Origin of the sequence: Microbacterium sp. SA156 (assembly GCF_049065455.1) — a bacterium.
Lineage (GTDB): Bacteria > Actinomycetota > Actinomycetes > Actinomycetales > Microbacteriaceae > Microbacterium > Microbacterium barkeri.
Genome location: NZ_JBAKGU010000020.1, coordinates 32,803 through 48,803 on the forward strand (window position 1 = coordinate 32,803; position 16,001 = coordinate 48,803).

Consider the following 16,001-nt stretch of genomic DNA (forward strand, 5'->3'; position numbering starts at 1 on the left):
TCAGCGCGCGTAGGAGCCGAGGCGGATCAGCGGCACGGTCATCTCCTCGGGGGTCGTCGAGCCGTGCTGGCCCACCATGTCCTGCGGACGCTTGTCGTCCAGGCGGTCGTCGTAGAACGCCCACGTCCCGCGCGCCGCGACGAGCACGTCGCCGATGCGCGCCTCGACATCAGGATGGACGTCGCCGAAGAGACCGGAGGCGATCGCCTCCGCGCGCGTGGCGATGTCGGCGGTCCCCTCGGCTGCGCGGCGCCAGACGTCCGCGACCTCGTCGGCCCGCGCGTCGTCCTCGAGGTAGAGATGCAGCAGGCGCGGCTCGCCGCCGACGAGCGCCACCCCGTCGAGTCGCGGGTCTCCGTCGCGGAGGAGGATGTGCCGGTGCCGGGGCACGTCGATCATCCCGTGGTCGGCGGTCACGACGACGCCGACGCCCGCGGGGACGGGCACGGCGAACGCGGCATCGACGTCCTCCAGGGCGGCGACCCACGCGTCCGAGGCGACACCGTGCCGGTGGCCGGCCTTATCGACCTCGGGCAGGTAGCAGTAGACGACCGAGCCGGGATGAGCGCTCGCGAGCCCGTACGCGGTCGCGAGGCGCGCCCGGACGCCGTCCTCCGCGATGTAGCGCGCGCCGCGCAGGACGGAAGCGGTGAAGCCGCTGCCGGCGAACTCCGCGAGCCCGACCGCGAACGCCGCGCGGCCGTCGGCGTGCGCGCGCTCGAAGACGGTCGTCGCGCGCTGCCACGTGACGGGGTCGAGGCCGTCGCGCTCGTAGCCGTTCAGCTGGTTGGCGAGCACCCCCTGTGCGGGGTCGAGGACGCGGTAGCCGACGAGTCCGTGCTCTCCCGGCCAGGCGCCGGTGAGCGTGCTCGTGAGCGCCGCGGCCGTCGTCGACGGGAACACGCTGCGCGCGACATCCTTCTTGGCCATGGCGCCCGCGAGACGTCGCGCGTGCCCGGCATGGGCTCGCAGCTGGATCGATCCGAGGCCGTCGACGACGACGATGACCGCGGAGGTCGCGGCGGGCAGCCACTCCCCTCCTCCGTCGAGCGAGCGCAGGGACTCCTGCGCGACCTCGGTGAGGCTCCGGGCGTTCAGGGGGCCCGCCGGTACGATGAGGGACATCCGGGCCAGTCTCCCACAGGGGAGCTGCGCGCCGTCGCCCTCCGCCCGCGGGCGCGCGCCGCACGGCCCGGGATCCGTCCCACCCGAGGAGAGGGCTGAATGGCGCGCAAGCAGGCATCCGAGGCCACGCCGGTCGAGGAGCGCATCGAGGACATCGACCTCGAGTCGGAGATGCAGGGGTCGTACCTCGAGTACGCCTACTCCGTCATCTACTCGCGCGCTCTGCCCGATGCCCGCGACGGCCTCAAGCCCGTGCAGCGCCGCATCCTCTACCAGATGGCCGAGATGGGGCTGCGCCCCGACCGCGGTCACGTGAAGAGCGCGCGCGTCGTCGGCGAGGTGATGGGAAAGCTCCACCCGCACGGCGACACCGCCATCTACGACGCCCTCGTGCGCCTCGCGCAGGACTTCGCGCTGCGCGTGCCGCTCGTCGACGGGCACGGCAACTTCGGCTCGCTCGACGACGGCCCCGCGGCGGCCCGGTACACCGAGGCGCGCCTCGCGGCCGCCGCCATGGCGATGACCGAGAACCTCGACGAGGATGTCGTCGACTTCATCCCCAACTACGACGGGCAGTTCCAGCAGCCCGACGTCCTGCCGGCCGCCTACCCCAACCTCCTCGTGAACGGCACGACGGGGATCGCCGTCGGCATGGCGACGAACATGGCGCCGCACAACCTCACCGAGGTCGTCGCGGCCGCCAACTTCCTCCTCGAGAACCCCGACGCGACCCTCGACCAGCTCATGGAGTTCGTCCCGGGGCCGGACTTCCCCTCGGGCGGCATCGTCGTCGGCCTCGACGGGATCCGAGACGCGTACGAGACCGGCCGCGGCGCGATCAAGGTGCGCGGGAAGGTGTCGATCGAGCAGATCGGCCCGCGCCGCACGGGCATCGTCGTCACGGAGCTGCCCTACATGGTCGGGCCCGAGCGCGTGATCGAGAAGCTCAAGGACGCCGTCCAGTCCAAGAAGCTCCAGGGCATCAGCGATGTCACCGACCTCACCGACCGCAACAACGGGCTGCGCATCGTCATCGGGGTGAAGACGGGCTTCGACCCGCAGGCGGTGCTCGAGCGGCTCTACCGCCTCACGCCGCTCGAGGACTCCTTCAACTTCAACAACGTCGCCCTCGTCGGCGGGCGGCCGCACACGCTCGGCCTCGTCGAGCTTCTGCGGGTCTACGTCGAGCACCGCCTGCAGGTGGTCACGCGCCGCAGCCGCTTCCGCCTCGCGCGCCGGCAGGAGCGCCTGCACCTCGTGCGCGGCCTGCTCGTGGCCATCCTCGACATCGACGAGGTCATCCAGGTCATCCGCACGTCCGACGACTCCGAGCAGGCCCGCACGCGCCTGTGCCAGGTGTTCGATCTCGACGACGTGCAGGCCGAGTACATCCTCGAGCTGCGCCTGCGCCGCCTCACGAAGTTCTCGCGCATCGAGCTCGAGAAGGAGCGCGACGAGCTGCTCGCCGAGATCGCGCACCTCGAGGAGCTCCTCGGCTCCGATGCGCTGCTGCGCAGACAGGTGGCGGCGGAGCTGGACGCGGTCGTCGACAAGTACGGCACGCCGCGGCGCACGCTCCTCATGAACGCGAAGCCCGCCGCGGCGCGCACGCGGCAGACCTCGGATGTCGACCTCCAGATCGCGGATGGCCCCACGCTCGTGGCGCTGTCGACGACGGGGCGCGCGGTGCGCGTCGAGGTCCCGGAGGGCCAGCAGCTCGCGGCGCCGTCGAGGCGGAGCAAGCACGATGCGATCCTCTCGACGGTCCAGACCACCGTCCGCGGCGAGGCCGGCGCGCTCACGAACCGCGGGCGCATCGTTCGGTTCCACCCCGTCGACCTGCCGTCGGTGCCGCCGAACGCGGTGCAGCTGGGCGTCGGCGTCAAGCTGCACGACTACATCGGGCTCGCCGACCGGAGCGAGCGGATCCTCGCGCTCGTGAAGCTCGACGACGACGCTCCGGTCGCCATCGGCACCGCGCAGGGCGTCGTGAAGCGGATCGTCCCGTCCGCGCTGCCGGCGAAGCCCGAGCTCGAGGTCATCGCGCTCAAGCCCGGCGACGAGGTCGTGGGCGCGGCGTCGGCACCCGACGACGCCGAGCTCGTCTTCATCACGACCGACGCGCAGCTGCTGCGCTTCGCCGCCTCCTCGGTGCGCCCCCAGGGGGCCGCGGCAGGCGGGATGGCCGGGATCAAGCTCAGCGCGAAGGGCGCCGTGCTCTTCTTCGGCGCTGCGACCGGCGACGACACGGTCGTCGTCACGGTGTCGGGCGCCGAGGGCATGCTCGCGGGCGCCGACACGGGGCGGGCGAAGATCTCGGACTTCTCGGAGTTCCCCGGCAAGGGCCGCGCGACGGGCGGCGTCCGCGCGCACGCCTTCCTCCGGGGCGAGGACCGGCTGACGCTCGCGTGGGTCGGCCCCGACCCCGCCCTCGCGGTGGACGCGAACGGGTCGGTGCGGAAGCTCCCGCAGACCCTCTCGAAGCGCGACGCGTCGGGGCAGCCGCTCGAATCCGTCGTCGCCTCGATCGGCCGGACGCTCGTCTAGGACGGGTGCTCGGCCGAGCACCCGTCCTAGACGTCGATCGACTCGCGGTCCAGGCGATCGGCGGAGTCGATGATGAACTCGCGGCGCGGGGCGACCTCGTTGCCCATGAGCATCTCGAACACGCGGCCCGCGGCCTCGGCGTCCTCCATGCGCACGCGGCGCAGGAGGCGGCCGTCGCGCTGCATCGTCGTCTCCGCGAGCTGGTCCGCGTCCATCTCGCCGAGCCCCTTGTAGCGCTGGATGGGCTCCTGCCAGCGCTTGCCCTGCTTCTGCAGTCGCGCGAGGAGGCGCGTGAGCTCGGCGTCGCTGTAGGTGTAGATCGTCTCATTGGGCTTCGAGCCCGGGTTCATGACGATCACGCGGTGCAGCGGCGGAACGGCCGCGTACACCCTGCCGTGCTCGATGAGGGGCCGGAGGTACCGGTAGAAGAGGGTCAGCAGCAGGGTGCGGATGTGCGCGCCGTCGACGTCGGCGTCGCTCATCATGATGACCTTGCCGTAGCGCGCGGCGTCGATGTCGAACGTCCGCCCGGAGCCCGCGCCCACGACCTGGATGATCGAGGCGCACTCGGCGTTCGAGAGCATGTCGCCGATCGAGGCCTTCTGCGTGTTGAGGATCTTCCCGCGGATGGGCAGAAGGGCCTGGAACTCGCTGTCGCGAGCGCGGCGGGCCGTGCCGAGCGCCGAATCGCCCTCGACGATGAACAGCTCGGAGTTCGACACGTCGCTCGAGCGGCAGTCGATGAGCTTGGCCGGGAGCGACGAGCTCTCGAGCGCGTTCTTGCGGCGCTGCGTCTCCTTGTGGGCGCGCGCCGACACGCGTGCCTTCATCTCGGCGACGACCTTGTCGAGGAGCATCGACGTCTGGTTCTTGTCGTCGCGGCGCGTCGAGGTGAAGCGCTCCTTGAGGCCCTCGCGGACGACCTTCGCGACGATCGCGCGGACGGCGGGCGTCCCGAGCACCTCCTTCGTCTGGCCCTCGAACTGCGGCTCCGGCACCGACACCGTGAGGACCGCCGTGAGACCGGCCAGCACGTCGTCCTTCTCGATGCGGTCGTTCTGGCCGACCTTGAGACGCCGTGCGTTCTTCTCGACCTCCGCGCGCAGCTGCTTGAGCAGCTCCTGCTCGAAGCCCTGCTGGTGCGTGCCGCCCTTGGGCGTGGAGATGATGTTGACGAACGAGCGGATGATCGTGTCGTACCCCGTGCCCCAGCGCAGCGCGATGTCGACGCTGCACTCGCGCTGGACATCCGTGGATCGCATCGATCCGTCGGGCTGCAGCATCGGCACCGTCTCGGTGTACGTGCCGGAGCCCTGGAAGCGCCAGTCGTCGGTCACGGGCGCGTCGGTCGCGAGGAAGTGCACGAACTCGGAGATGCCGCCGTCGAAGCGGTACGACGTCTCCGTCGGCTCGTCTCCGCGCTCGTCGCGGATCACGATCTCGAGCCCCGGTACGAGGAACGCCGTCTGCCGCGCGCGCGTGACGAGCTCGTCGACCTGGAACGCCGCATCCTTCGTGAAGATCTGCCGGTCGGCCCAGTACCGCACGCGCGTGCCGGTGACGCCCTTGGCGACCTTGCCGACGACGCGCAGCTCGCTGCGCTCCTCGAAGGGCGTGAACGGCGCCTCGGGCGTCGGCTCGCCGGTGTCCGCGAAGCGCCCGGGCTCGCCGCGGTGGAACGACATCGCCCAGGTCTTGCCGTCGCGGTCGACCTCGACGTCGAGGCGCTCGGACAGGGCGTTCACGACCGACGCGCCGACGCCGTGGAGTCCGCCGGAGGCGGCGTACGAGCCGCCGCCGAACTTCCCGCCCGCGTGGAGCTTCGTGTAGACGACCTCGACGCCGGACAGGCCCGTGCGGGGCTCGACGTCGACCGGCACGCCGCGGCCGCGGTCCTGGACCTCGACGCTGCCGTCGCCGTGCAGGATGACGTCGATGCGCGTGCCGTTGCCGGCGACCGCCTCGTCCACGGCGTTGTCGATGATCTCCCACAGGCAGTGCATGAGGCCGGGCGATCCGTTCGACCCGATGTACATGCCGGGGCGCTTGCGGACGGCCTCGAGGCCTTCCAGCACCTGGAGATGATGAGCGGAGTACTCGGAGGTCACGATCTTCGATCATACTTTCGACGTGCCCGGAAGAGCCTGCGACACTCCCCCGATGCGCGCTCCCACGAGGACATCCGGCGCGCTCGCGTCCAGCCCGTACGCGCAGAGCGAAACATGCGGCCATGCGGGCATGATTCCGAGGTCCCCGTGGTTTCATACAGTGAATCGGAAGAGTCGAGACCGAGATCGACAGGTTCGAACAGGGAGGCAGACCATGACCGCGACATCCACACCCGAAGCCCCTGTCTCGTACCGTCTCACCGCGGCCGACCGCTGCGACAGCTGCGGGGCGCAGGCGTACATCGCCGCCGAGGTCAACGGCAGCCAGCTGCTCTACTGCGCCCACCACGGTCGCAAGTACGAGGAGAAGCTGCGCGCCGTGGCGACCTCGTGGCTCGACGAGACGGCCCGTCTCGCCGAGACGGACTGACACCAGGCTTCCGAGGCGCCCGTCCCCGCGAGGGGGCGGGCGCTTCGCCGTTCCCGCTCCTCAGACGTACACGCGCGGGATGAGGGGCGACACGCGCAGGAGGGGCTCCTCGCCGACCGTGCCGATCGCCTCGGCGATGGTCGTCGACGTGCTCTCGCCGCGATCGCCCGCGCCGAACAGCACGACCTCGTCGCCGACGGCCGCGCCGTCCCATCCGTCGATCGTCGACGTCGTCTCGCGCACCGCGCGCAGCCGACGCGCGCCCGCGGGCGTGCCCACCGACATCCGCCCGGCGAGCGTGGAGAACAGGCCGTCGAGCGATCCGATGCCCACCTCGACCGTGTCGCCGTGCACGGCGGTCACCTCGCTCACGAGGGAGGCGGATGGCGCGGTGCCGGGGATCTCCGGCCCCTCGGCCGAGCGGATGCCGTAGCAGAAGGCGCCGACCCGGACGAGGTCGCACCGGAACTCCGCGCGATGCCACGCGGCCGCGCTGGCCGCGAGGTGGCGCACCTCGGGCCGCAGGCCGGCCGCTCGCGCCGCCGCGACCGCCTCGTCGAAGAGAGCGCGCGCGGCGTCGTCCTCCTCGTCGCTCGCCTCGGCGATGTGGCTCCAGATCCCGGCGACCCGCACCGCGTTCTCCGCCTCGAGCGCGGCCGCGCGGGCCGCGAACGCCGGCCACGCCTCGACGCGCACGCCGTTGCGGTGGAGGCCCGTGTCGATCTTGAGGTGGACGACCGCGGTCTCGCCGCGGGCGGCGGCCACGCGGCCGACGCGCTCGAGATAGCCCGCGTCGCCCACGCCGAGCTCGACGCCCGCCTCGAGAGCCTCCGCGATCTCGCCCTCGTCGACGGTCAGCCACGAGAACACCCGCGCGCGGTCGCCGGTCACGGCCTTGGCGCGCACGCCGGTCGCGATGTCGAATGCGCCGAGCCAGCGCACGCCCTCCGCGGCGGCCGCATCCGCGATGGCCTCCACGCCGTGGGCGTAGGCGTCGTCCTTGACGACGACCATGAGGTCGGCCGGCGCGACGCGGGCCCTGACGGCGCGCACGTTCTCCCGGAACCGTCCCAGATCGATCCGCAGGGCGCTCACGCGACGACCTCCCTCTCCACGCCGAGGCCGACCCGCGCCACCAGCTCGGCGGCCGTCAGACCCGTCACCGTCGTCCACTCCGCGATCTCGTCGCGCACGGCGCCCGATCCGAAGAAGACGACCTCGTCGCCCGGCTCCGCGCCACCCGCCCCGCCGACGTCCACGACGCACACGTCCATCGCGACGCGCCCGACGATCGCGCAGCGGCGTCCGCGGATGTCGACGTGCGCGCGGCTGCCGAGCGCGCGCACGACGCCCTGCGCGTACCCGCCGGGGACGAGCGCGATCTGCGTGTCAGCGGGCGCGCGGTGGACGAAGCCGTACGACACGCCCTCGCCCGCGAGGAGCGGCTTCGTCGACAGGACGCGCGATGCGAGCGACAGGACCGGCTGTCCGCCGGAGCCGGGAAGGCCGAGCACGCGGGCCATGGGCAGCGTCGGCTCGTCGGCGGTCGCGACGAGGCCGAGATCCTCGACGATCGCGACATCGGGGGCGTCCGCGCGCACCGCGCGGACACCCGCCGCGTGCAGGGCGCGCGCCACGGTCACGAGGCCGTGACCCCACGCATCGCGCCGGACGTCGCCGATCGCGTCGGGCGGCGTGTCACGCAGGTTCGCGGCCAGGGCCGCTGCCGACACGCGCGCGCGGGGCGCGGACGTCCGAAGGCGCTGCGAAGTCACCCGATCTAGACTAGCCAGGCCCATCGCAAGCGACCTGGAGGACGCCCGTATGCCCTCGACCGGCCTGAGCCTCGGCCCCAAGCTCCGCTACCTCGTGGAGCGCGCGCGCCGCATCGACGTCGGGTCGGTGATCGAACGCGCCAAGGAGGTGCACGAGCAGCACGGCAAGGCGGTCCCGCTCGTCGTCGCCGACATGCTGTGGTCCGCCGCACGGCGCGACGTCGCGTTCCAGGACTACGTCGACTACGACTTCGCGATCCTCACGCGCGAGGAGCGGGCGACGTTCATGACCCACCCGGTGTCGATGCAGCTCGCCGCGAAGTACGCGCACCCCGACCACCGCGTCCTCTTCGAGAACAAGATCGAGTTCAACCGGCGCTTCGACCGCTTCCTGCGGCGCGAGTGGCTCGTCGTCGAGGCGGGGAACGCGGACGCCGTCCGCGCGTTCGTCGAGAAGCACGGCACGATCGTCGCCAAGGTGCCCGTGAGCCACATGGGGCTCGGAGTGCACCGCTACCACGCCGAGGAGGTGCAGGACTGGGCCGCGTTCCACCGCGGTCTCCTCGAGCGCGACGAGATCCTCCTCGAGGAGGTCATCGTGCAACATCCCGACCTCGCCGCCGTCTGCCCCGGAACGGTCAACACGACGCGCATCACGGCGTTCAACGACGGCAGCGACGTGCACATCCTCGCGATCGCGCAGAAGTTCGGCCGCGGAGCGGTGAGCGACCAGATGTCGTTCGGCGGCTTCTACACGATGCTCGACGACGCGGGGCACGCGATCGGCGCGGGGTACGACTCCCACGGCCACGTCCACGAGAAGCACCCGGACACGGGCTTCCCGATCGCGCAGTTCCAGCTGCCCTTCATGGAGGAGGTGCGCGCGTTCATCGACCAGGTCGCGCGCATCGTGCCGCAGGTGCAGTACGTGGGCTGGGACGTCGTCGTCTCCCCCGACGGCCCCGTGCTCGTCGAGGGCAACTGGGGCGCCGGCGTCTACGAGAACAAGCCGTCCGTGACGGGCATCCGCACGGGGCACAAGCCCCGCTACCGCAAGGCGATCGGCTTCTGACGGAACGCAGAACGGGCCGGACCCCGAGGGGTCCGGCCCGTTCTCGCGCGTCTGATCAGCGACCGGCCGGCGCGGTGACCTTCCGGATGATGCCGAGCGGGGTCGACTGGTGGCCCTGCCCGAGCGGGTTGTCGCCGAGGATGCGCACGAGGCGCTTCTCGCCGGCCTTGTCGAGCGTCGAGCCGAGGATGTTCCCGCCGATGTCGTTGATGTCGACCACGGCGACGTCGGCGTCCACCCCGAGCAGCGAGCGCACGTGCTCGGCGACCTCGCGCGGACGCTCGGGGCCGAGCACGACCGCCCGGTTGTAGGGCGGGATCGTGCCGGGGGTCGGCCCGTCGATCGCGCGCGCCTTGTCTCCCGCGATGCGGTAGAAGTCGCCGCGGCGGCCGAGGAGCTTCGTCACGGCCGACACGGCGGCCGCGAAGAGGATGCGCGGCGTGCCGACCTCGCGCAGCGCCATCTCCATCGTCTCGGGGATGCCCAGACCGATGCCGTACGCGGTCTTGGTGACGTACTTCGACAGGAAGGTCGCCAGCTTCCGCGGCCGGATCTCGTCCATCATGTACGAGCGGCCCTGCGTGATCGCGACGATCTTCTCCGTCACGAACAGGAGGTCTCCCGGCTCGACGGCGTCCTTCGCGTACTCCGCGATGATCGCGTCGATCTCGTCATCCGGCATGACCACCTTCGTGCGCAGGGGGATGCGCGCGTAGCGGACGCCGTCGACCTCGACCTCGAGGTGCTTGCCCTCGTTCGCCTCCGCCATCACTCGAGGTAGTCCCGGAGCGACTGCGAGCGGCTCGGGTGGCGCAGCTTCGCCATGGTCTTCGACTCGATCTGGCGGATGCGCTCACGCGTCACGCCGAAGGTGTCGCCGATCTGGTCGAGCGTCTTGGGCTGCCCGTCGCCGAGACCGAAGCGCATGCGGATGACGCCCGCCTCGCGCTCGGAGAGCGAGTCGAGCAGGCTCTCGAGCTGACGCTGCAGCATCGTGAAGCCCACCGCGTCCGCGGGGACCACGGCCTCGGTGTCCTCGATGAGGTCGCCGAACTCGCTGTCGCCGTCCTCGCCGAGGGGCGTGTGCAGCGAGATGGGCTCGCGACCGTACTTCTGGACCTCGATGACCTTCTCGGGGGTCATGTCGAGCTCCTTGGAGAGCTCCTCGGGCGTGGGCTCGCGACCGAGGTCCTGCAGCATCTGCCGCTGGACGCGGGCGAGCTTGTTGATGACCTCGACCATGTGGACCGGGATGCGGATGGTGCGCGCCTGGTCGGCCATCGCGCGCGTGATCGCCTGGCGGATCCACCACGTCGCGTAGGTCGAGAACTTGAAGCCCTTGGTGTAGTCGAACTTCTCGACCGCGCGGATGAGACCGAGGTTGCCCTCCTGGATGAGGTCCAGGAACTGCATGCCGCGGCCCGTGTAGCGCTTCGCGAGCGAGACGACGAGGCGCAGGTTGGCGCCGAGCAGGTGGCTCTTGGCCCGCTGGCCGTCGCGCGCGACCCACTGGAGGTCGAGGCCGAGCTGGCTCGACTTCTCGGCGGCCGACATCTTGGAGAGCTTCTCCTCGGCGAACAGACCGGCCTCGATGCGCATCGCGAGGTCGACCTCCTCCGCCGCGTTGAGGAGGGGCACCTTGCCGATCTGCTTCAGGTAGTCCTTGACGGGGTCGGCCGTCGCGCCCGTGATCTGCGTCGAGTAGACGGGAACGTCCTCCTCGTCGCTCGAGCTGATGACGATCGCGCCGGTCGGAAGCGGCTCGACGGCCGGCTTCTTCTCGTCCTTCTCGTCGCCCTTGGCGTCGTCCTTCACCTCGTCGGCGTCGGTCTCCGCGTCGGCGTCCACGTCGATGTCCTCGACGTCGACGTCCTCCTCGATCTCGGCGTCCTCGTCGGACCCCTTCTTCGCTGTGCTCTTGGCCGCCTTCGTCTTCTTCGTCGACGCGGTCTTCGCTGCGGTCTTCTTGGTCGTCTTCTTCGCCGTGGAGCCCTGAGCCGTCTCCTCGACGACTTCTTCCGCGGCGGCTTCGTCCTTCTTCGCGGTACTCCGCGAAGCCTTCGTGGCAGTTGTCACGTTCTCGCCTTTCACCGACGGCGCTGCGCGCGTCGCCCCCGGGTGTCTTCGGGCACTAGTAAGACCCTTGTCAAGTCCCGCGCCTCGACAGCACGGACTCGACAACGGGTCGTGCACTCATTCTCTCATACCTGAGCCGCGTCCTCCGCCGCGGCTCGATCCGCTCCGATGAGGGAAACAGCCCGGCCCCCGCCCACATTCCCGGCGGGGTCAGTTCGGCTTGTCCTCGTCGCCGTTCGGACGGGAGGCGAGGTACCGCTCGAGCTCGGCGGCGAGCTCGTCGGCGCTCGGGATGTCGCTCTCGTGGATGAGGCCGGCCGAGCTCGGCGCTCCGCCGTCCGACAGATTGGCCATGTAGGCGTCGTACCGCTCCTCGAGCCCCGTCACCATCCGCGCGAGCTCGTCGTTGCCGTGGATCTGCTCCTCGACCTTCGCGAGGTACTCGAGGTTGTCGTCGCGGAGTCCGTCGAGATCGAACACGCGCCCCGTGGACGACGCGATCCGGTCGATCGCCGACAGCGTCGCCGCGGGGTAGTCGGTCTCGGCGAGGTAGTGCGGCACGAGGAGGACGAACCCGGCCACGAGCAGCCCAGCGGCCGACGCGCGGTACTCCAGGAGGTGCCCCGCAGTCGCCGGCACCTGCGTGCGGGGCTGCCAGATCGACTGCGCGGCGATCAGCTCGGTGCGGTTGCCGCTCACGGTGACACCCAGCTCGCGGGTGTGCGGGACCGGCATCGCGATCGCGTGCACCCAGGTGAGCCCCGACACGTCGAACTCCCGCGCGAAGGCGATCACGGTCTCGGCGAACGCGTCCCACACGAAGTCGGGCTCGTACCCGGACAGGAGGAGGAAGGGCTGGCCGAGCGCGTCGTGGACGAGGGAGAGCTCGAGGCGCGGAGGGCGGAACTCGGTGAGGTGGTCCTTGTCGAAGGTGACGATCGGGCGACGCGCCCGGTAGTCGAGGAGCACGTCGTTCGAGAACACCGCGATGACGTGCGGATCGAGGTCCTCCCGCATGTAGTCGATCGCGCCCGACACCGCGCCGCCGGCGTCGGTGAACCCGGTCAGGAGCACGACGAGCGGCAGGCCACCGGGAACCACGGGGGCGTCGGCGAGTCGTTCGAAGAGATCTCGATGAGCGGGCATTCCTCCATGCTACGAGTCGCACGGCCCGCGCGGGCGGTCGTCGGCGTCGGGCGAGCGCGAACCTAGGATGGAGGAATGCCTCACCCCGAGATCGAGCTGTCCGCAGCCACGTTCCCCGCAGAGGGCGCCGATGCCCTCGTGATCGCGATCCCCGATCTGACGGGCGACGGGCCGGGGCCGGCCGGGCTCGCCGACCTCCTCCCCGCGCTCGACGCCATCGGCTTCACGGGGGCCCGCAACGCCTTCGCGCGGGTCTACACGCCGGGCTTCTCGGACGCCCCGGTCGCGGTGGTCGGCCTCGGGCGGCGCCCCGATGCGGACGCCGTCCGCGACGCCGTGGGGACGGCCATCCGCTCGCTCACGGGCTTCGACACGATCGCCGTCTCCGTCGCCGCCGAGGTGGAGGACGGATGGCGCGCGGCCGCCGAGGGCGCGGCGCTCGGCGGATACGCGTTCGCGGGATACAAGTCCGACTCGCAGGACAAGAAGGACAAGCGCCGTCGGGCGTCGCGCGTCGTCGTGCACGCGCCGGAAGGCGCGGACGACGCGGCCCTCGCCACGGTGCGCGCAGGAGCCGAGGCCGTCGCCCTCGTGAAGGACCTCGTGTCGACGCCCGCCGAGTGGCAGAGCCCTGCGCAGCTGGCCGACACGGCCGTCGAGACGACGCAGGGTCTGCCGATCGACGTCACCGTGTGGGACGAGAGCGCCCTCGCGGAGGCCGGCTTCGGCGGCATCCTCGGCGTCGGGAAGGGATCCGACCGGCCGCCGCGCCTCGTCCGCCTCGACTACGCCCCGGCCGGCGCGGAGCGCCATATCGCGCTCGTCGGCAAGGGCATCACCTTCGACACGGGCGGGCTCTCGCTCAAGCCCGCGGCGTCCATGGTCGGCATGCAGGAGGACATGACGGGCGCCGCCGAGGTGCTCGCGGTCGTCCGCGCCGCCGCCCAGCTCGAGCTTCCCGTGCGGGTGACGGCGTGGATGTGCATCGCGGACAACATGCCGTCCGGTCGCGCGACGCGCCCCGGCGACGTGCTCGTGATGGCCGACGGCACGACCGTCGAGGTGACCAACACCGACGCCGAGGGGCGCCTCGTGCTCGCCGACGGCCTCATCGCCGCGAGCAGGGAGAACCCCGATGTCATCGTCGACGTCGCGACCCTCACCGGGGCGATGATCGTCGCCCTCGGCACGCGCCACACGGGCGTGATGGGGCACGGCGACGCGGTCGACGCGTTCCTCCGCTCAGCCGATCGGACCGGCGAGCTCGCGTGGGCGCTCCCCCTGCCCGAGCACATCGCCGAGGAGCTCGAGTCGCGTGTGGCCGACATGCGCAACGCGAACGTCGGGAACCGCGCGGGCGGCGCGCTCTTCGCGGGGCTTTTCCTGCAGCGCTTCGTGGGCCGCACCGGCGAGGGAGACGACGCCCCGCGCATCCCGTGGGTGCACCTCGACATCGCGGGCTCGTCGATGAGCACCGGCAGCGCCTTCGGCTTCACTGACAAGGGGCCGACCGGCGCCACCGTCCGCGCGCTCATCGACTTCGTCGCGGCGGGCGGTGAGGTGCGATGACCGAGCAGGTCTTCGACATCGTCGTCCTCGGCGGCGGCAGCGGCGGCTACGCCGCCGCGCTGCGCGCCGCCGAGCTCGGCAAGCGCGTGGCGATCGTGGAGAAGGACAAGGTCGGCGGCACGTGCCTGCATCGGGGGTGCATCCCCACGAAGGCGCTGCTGCACGCGGCGGAGGTCGCCGACACCGTGCGCGGCGCGGCCGAGTTCGGCGTCACCGCCGAGCTCTCGGGCATCGACGCCGCGCAGGTGGCGGCCTACCGCGACGGCATCGTGGCGAAGAAGCACAAGGGCCTCGAGGGCCTCATCAAGGCGCGCGGCATCACGGTCGTCGCCGGCGAGGGGCGTCTCGAGGCGGGCCCGGCCGTCCGCGTCGGCGACGATCTCCTGCGTGCGCAGAACGTCGTCCTCGCGACGGGCTCGTACAGCCGGACGCTGCCCGGGCTCGAGCTCGGGGGCCGGATCATGGCGAGCGAGGGCGCCCTCGCCCTGGATGAGATCCCGTCGAGCGCGATCATCCTCGGCGGCGGGGTGATCGGCGTCGAGTTCGCGAGCGTCTGGCGGTCTTTCGGCGCCGACGTGACGATCGTGGAGGCCCTCGAGCATCTCGCGCCCAACGAGGACATCGCGCTCAGCAAGGGTCTCGAGCGCGCCTACCGCCGTCGCGGCATCCGCACCTCGCTCGGCGTCCGCTTCGCGTCGGCGTCGCAGACCGCCGACGCCGTCACCGTGACGCTCGAGAACGGCGAGACGCACACGGCCGACGTGCTGCTCGTGGCCGTCGGTCGCGGCCCCGCGACCGACGGGCTCGGTCTCGACGAGGCCGGCGTCCGGCGGGATCGCGGCTTCGTCGTCGTCGACGACGAGCTGCGCACGAGCGCACGCGGCGTGTGGGCCGTGGGCGACATCGTGCCGGGCCTGCAGCTGGCCCACCGCAGCTTCCAGCAGGGCATCGCCGTCGCCGAGCGCATCGCGGGTCTCGCGAGCGCCCCGGTTCCCGATGCCCAGCTCCCCCGCGTGACCTACTCCCACCCCGAGCTCGCCTCGGTCGGCGTGACCGAGGCGCAGGCGATCGCGCAGCACGGTGCCGACGGGATCGAGACCGCCGAGTTCAATCTCGCGGGCAACGCGAAGAGCGAGATCATCGGGACCGGCGGACTCGTGAAGGTCGTGCGCCGCAAGGACGGCCCCGTCCTCGGCGTGCACCTCATCGGCGACCGCGTCGGCGAGCTCATCACGGAGGGCCAGCTGGCCGTCGCGTGGGAAGCCCACCCCGACGACCTGGCGCCCCTCATCCACGCGCATCCGACGCAGAGCGAAGCGCTCGGCGAGGCCTTCCTGGCGCTCGCGGGCAAGCCGCTCCACGCGCTGTGACGCCGCCCCCGGACCCCAACAACACTAAGCTAGACAAGAATTCGACATTCCGAAGGAGACTCCTGACATGAGCACTTCCGTCGTCCTCCCCGCTCTCGGAGAGAGCGTGACCGAGGGTACGGTCACCCGCTGGCTGAAGCAGGTCGGTGACACCGTCGCAGCGGACGAGCCGCTTCTCGAGGTGTCGACCGACAAGGTCGACACCGAGATCCCCTCGCCGGTGAGCGGCGTCCTGGAGACCATCCTCGTGCAGGAGGACGAGACGGTCGAGGTCGGTGCTGAGCTCGCCCGTGTCGGCGACGGCTCCGGCGCGGCCGAGGCTCCCGCGGCACCGGCCGCCGAGGCGGCGCCCGCCGAGGCCGCCCCCGCCCAGGCTGCCCCCGCGGAGGCTCCGGCCGCCCAGGCTGCGCCTGCCGCGGAGGCTCCCGCTGCCGCGCCCGCCGCGAGCGGCGACTCCTCCGACGTCGTGCTCCCCGAGCTGGGCGAGAGCGTGACCGAGGGCACCGTCACCCGCTGGCTCAAGCAGGTCGGCGACTCCGTCGAGGTCGACGAGCCGCTGCTGGAGATCTCCACGGACAAGGTCGACACCGAGATCCCGTCGCCGGTCGCCGGCACGGTCCAGGAGATCCTCGTCCAGGAGGACGAGACGGTCGAGGTCGGGTCGGTGCTCGCTCGCGTCGGCAGCGGAGCCCCGGCTGCTCCCGCCGCCCCGGCTGCCGCCCCCGCGGCTCCCGCCGAGGGCGTCGGGCTCCTCGGCCTCGGGCTCGAGCGCCTCGACGTCGT

At 71.6% G+C, this 16,001-nt stretch carries 13 protein-coding genes; 6 read left to right on the forward strand and 7 right to left on the reverse strand.

The window, feature by feature from the left end; all coding sequences use genetic code 11:
• Window positions 1-1,125 carry an alkaline phosphatase family protein gene (locus ACOWU6_RS15365; protein WP_421076219.1) on the reverse strand — a complete coding sequence of 375 codons (1,125 nt, stop codon included), beginning with the start codon at window positions 1,123-1,125 and terminating at the stop codon, window positions 1-3.
• 99 nt (window positions 1,126-1,224) lie between these two features.
• Here ACOWU6_RS15365 and ACOWU6_RS15370 point away from each other — a divergent pair, with 99 nt between their 5' ends.
• Window positions 1,225-3,672 (forward strand): DNA gyrase/topoisomerase IV subunit A, encoded by a 2,448-nt coding sequence (locus ACOWU6_RS15370; protein ID WP_421076220.1) that lies wholly within the window; start codon window positions 1,225-1,227, stop codon window positions 3,670-3,672.
• Between the two features lie 26 nt (window positions 3,673-3,698).
• Here ACOWU6_RS15370 and ACOWU6_RS15375 read toward each other — a convergent pair whose 3' ends face one another.
• Entirely contained in the window at window positions 3,699-5,780 is a 2,082-nt protein-coding gene (locus tag ACOWU6_RS15375; RefSeq protein WP_421076221.1) for a DNA gyrase/topoisomerase IV subunit B, read from the reverse strand.
• A 214-nt stretch (window positions 5,781-5,994) separates the two neighbouring features.
• On the opposite strand from ACOWU6_RS15375, the gene ACOWU6_RS15380 reads away from it, so the two are divergent.
• Window positions 5,995-6,210: a DUF7455 domain-containing protein gene (locus tag ACOWU6_RS15380; RefSeq protein ID WP_271172085.1), complete on the forward strand. Its 216-nt coding sequence runs from the start codon at window positions 5,995-5,997 to the stop codon at window positions 6,208-6,210.
• Window positions 6,211-6,270: 60 nt separating this feature from the next.
• Here ACOWU6_RS15380 and ACOWU6_RS15385 read toward each other — a convergent pair whose 3' ends face one another.
• Both ACOWU6_RS15385 and ACOWU6_RS15390 read right to left on the reverse strand, forming a co-directional pair.
• On the reverse strand, window positions 6,271-7,305 hold the full coding sequence (locus tag ACOWU6_RS15385) for an alanine racemase (protein ID WP_421076222.1): 1,035 nt from the start codon (window positions 7,303-7,305) through the stop codon (window positions 6,271-6,273).
• Window positions 7,302-7,985 carry an alanine racemase gene (locus tag ACOWU6_RS15390; RefSeq protein WP_421076223.1) on the reverse strand — a complete coding sequence of 228 codons (684 nt, stop codon included), beginning with the start codon at window positions 7,983-7,985 and terminating at the stop codon, window positions 7,302-7,304. Before ACOWU6_RS15390 ends, ACOWU6_RS15385 begins: the two co-directional genes overlap by 4 nt.
• A gap of 49 nt (window positions 7,986-8,034) precedes the next feature.
• On the opposite strand from ACOWU6_RS15390, the gene ACOWU6_RS15395 reads away from it, so the two are divergent.
• Window positions 8,035-9,057 (forward strand): sugar-transfer associated ATP-grasp domain-containing protein, encoded by a 1,023-nt coding sequence (locus ACOWU6_RS15395; protein ID WP_282977949.1) that lies wholly within the window; start codon window positions 8,035-8,037, stop codon window positions 9,055-9,057.
• A gap of 55 nt (window positions 9,058-9,112) precedes the next feature.
• Here ACOWU6_RS15395 and ACOWU6_RS15400 read toward each other — a convergent pair whose 3' ends face one another.
• From ACOWU6_RS15400 to ACOWU6_RS15410, 3 genes are all read right to left on the reverse strand, one after another.
• A complete protein-coding gene (locus tag ACOWU6_RS15400; RefSeq protein ID WP_271172089.1) occupies window positions 9,113-9,826 on the reverse strand; it encodes a coenzyme F420-0:L-glutamate ligase in 714 nt (237 codons plus the stop codon).
• Window positions 9,826-11,133 carry an RNA polymerase sigma factor gene (locus ACOWU6_RS15405; RefSeq protein ID WP_282977951.1) on the reverse strand — a complete coding sequence of 436 codons (1,308 nt, stop codon included), beginning with the start codon at window positions 11,131-11,133 and terminating at the stop codon, window positions 9,826-9,828. Before ACOWU6_RS15405 ends, ACOWU6_RS15400 begins: the two co-directional genes overlap by 1 nt.
• 210 nt (window positions 11,134-11,343) lie before the next feature.
• Entirely contained in the window at window positions 11,344-12,279 is a 936-nt protein-coding gene (locus tag ACOWU6_RS15410) for a PAC2 family protein (RefSeq protein ID WP_324014576.1), read from the reverse strand.
• A 75-nt stretch (window positions 12,280-12,354) separates the two neighbouring features.
• On the opposite strand from ACOWU6_RS15410, the gene ACOWU6_RS15415 reads away from it, so the two are divergent.
• The 3 genes from ACOWU6_RS15415 to ACOWU6_RS15425 form a co-directional block, all read left to right on the forward strand.
• Window positions 12,355-13,848, forward strand: a complete 1,494-nt coding sequence (locus tag ACOWU6_RS15415; protein ID WP_421076224.1) for a leucyl aminopeptidase — start codon at window positions 12,355-12,357, stop codon at window positions 13,846-13,848.
• Window positions 13,845-15,218, forward strand: a complete 1,374-nt coding sequence (lpdA, locus tag ACOWU6_RS15420) for a dihydrolipoyl dehydrogenase (RefSeq protein WP_421076225.1) — start codon at window positions 13,845-13,847, stop codon at window positions 15,216-15,218. The genes ACOWU6_RS15415 and lpdA overlap by 4 nt, the downstream gene beginning before the upstream one ends.
• Before the next feature lie 67 nt (window positions 15,219-15,285).
• On the forward strand, window positions 15,286-16,001 hold a 716-nt coding region (locus ACOWU6_RS15425; RefSeq protein WP_421076226.1), incomplete at its 3' end, for a biotin/lipoyl-containing protein.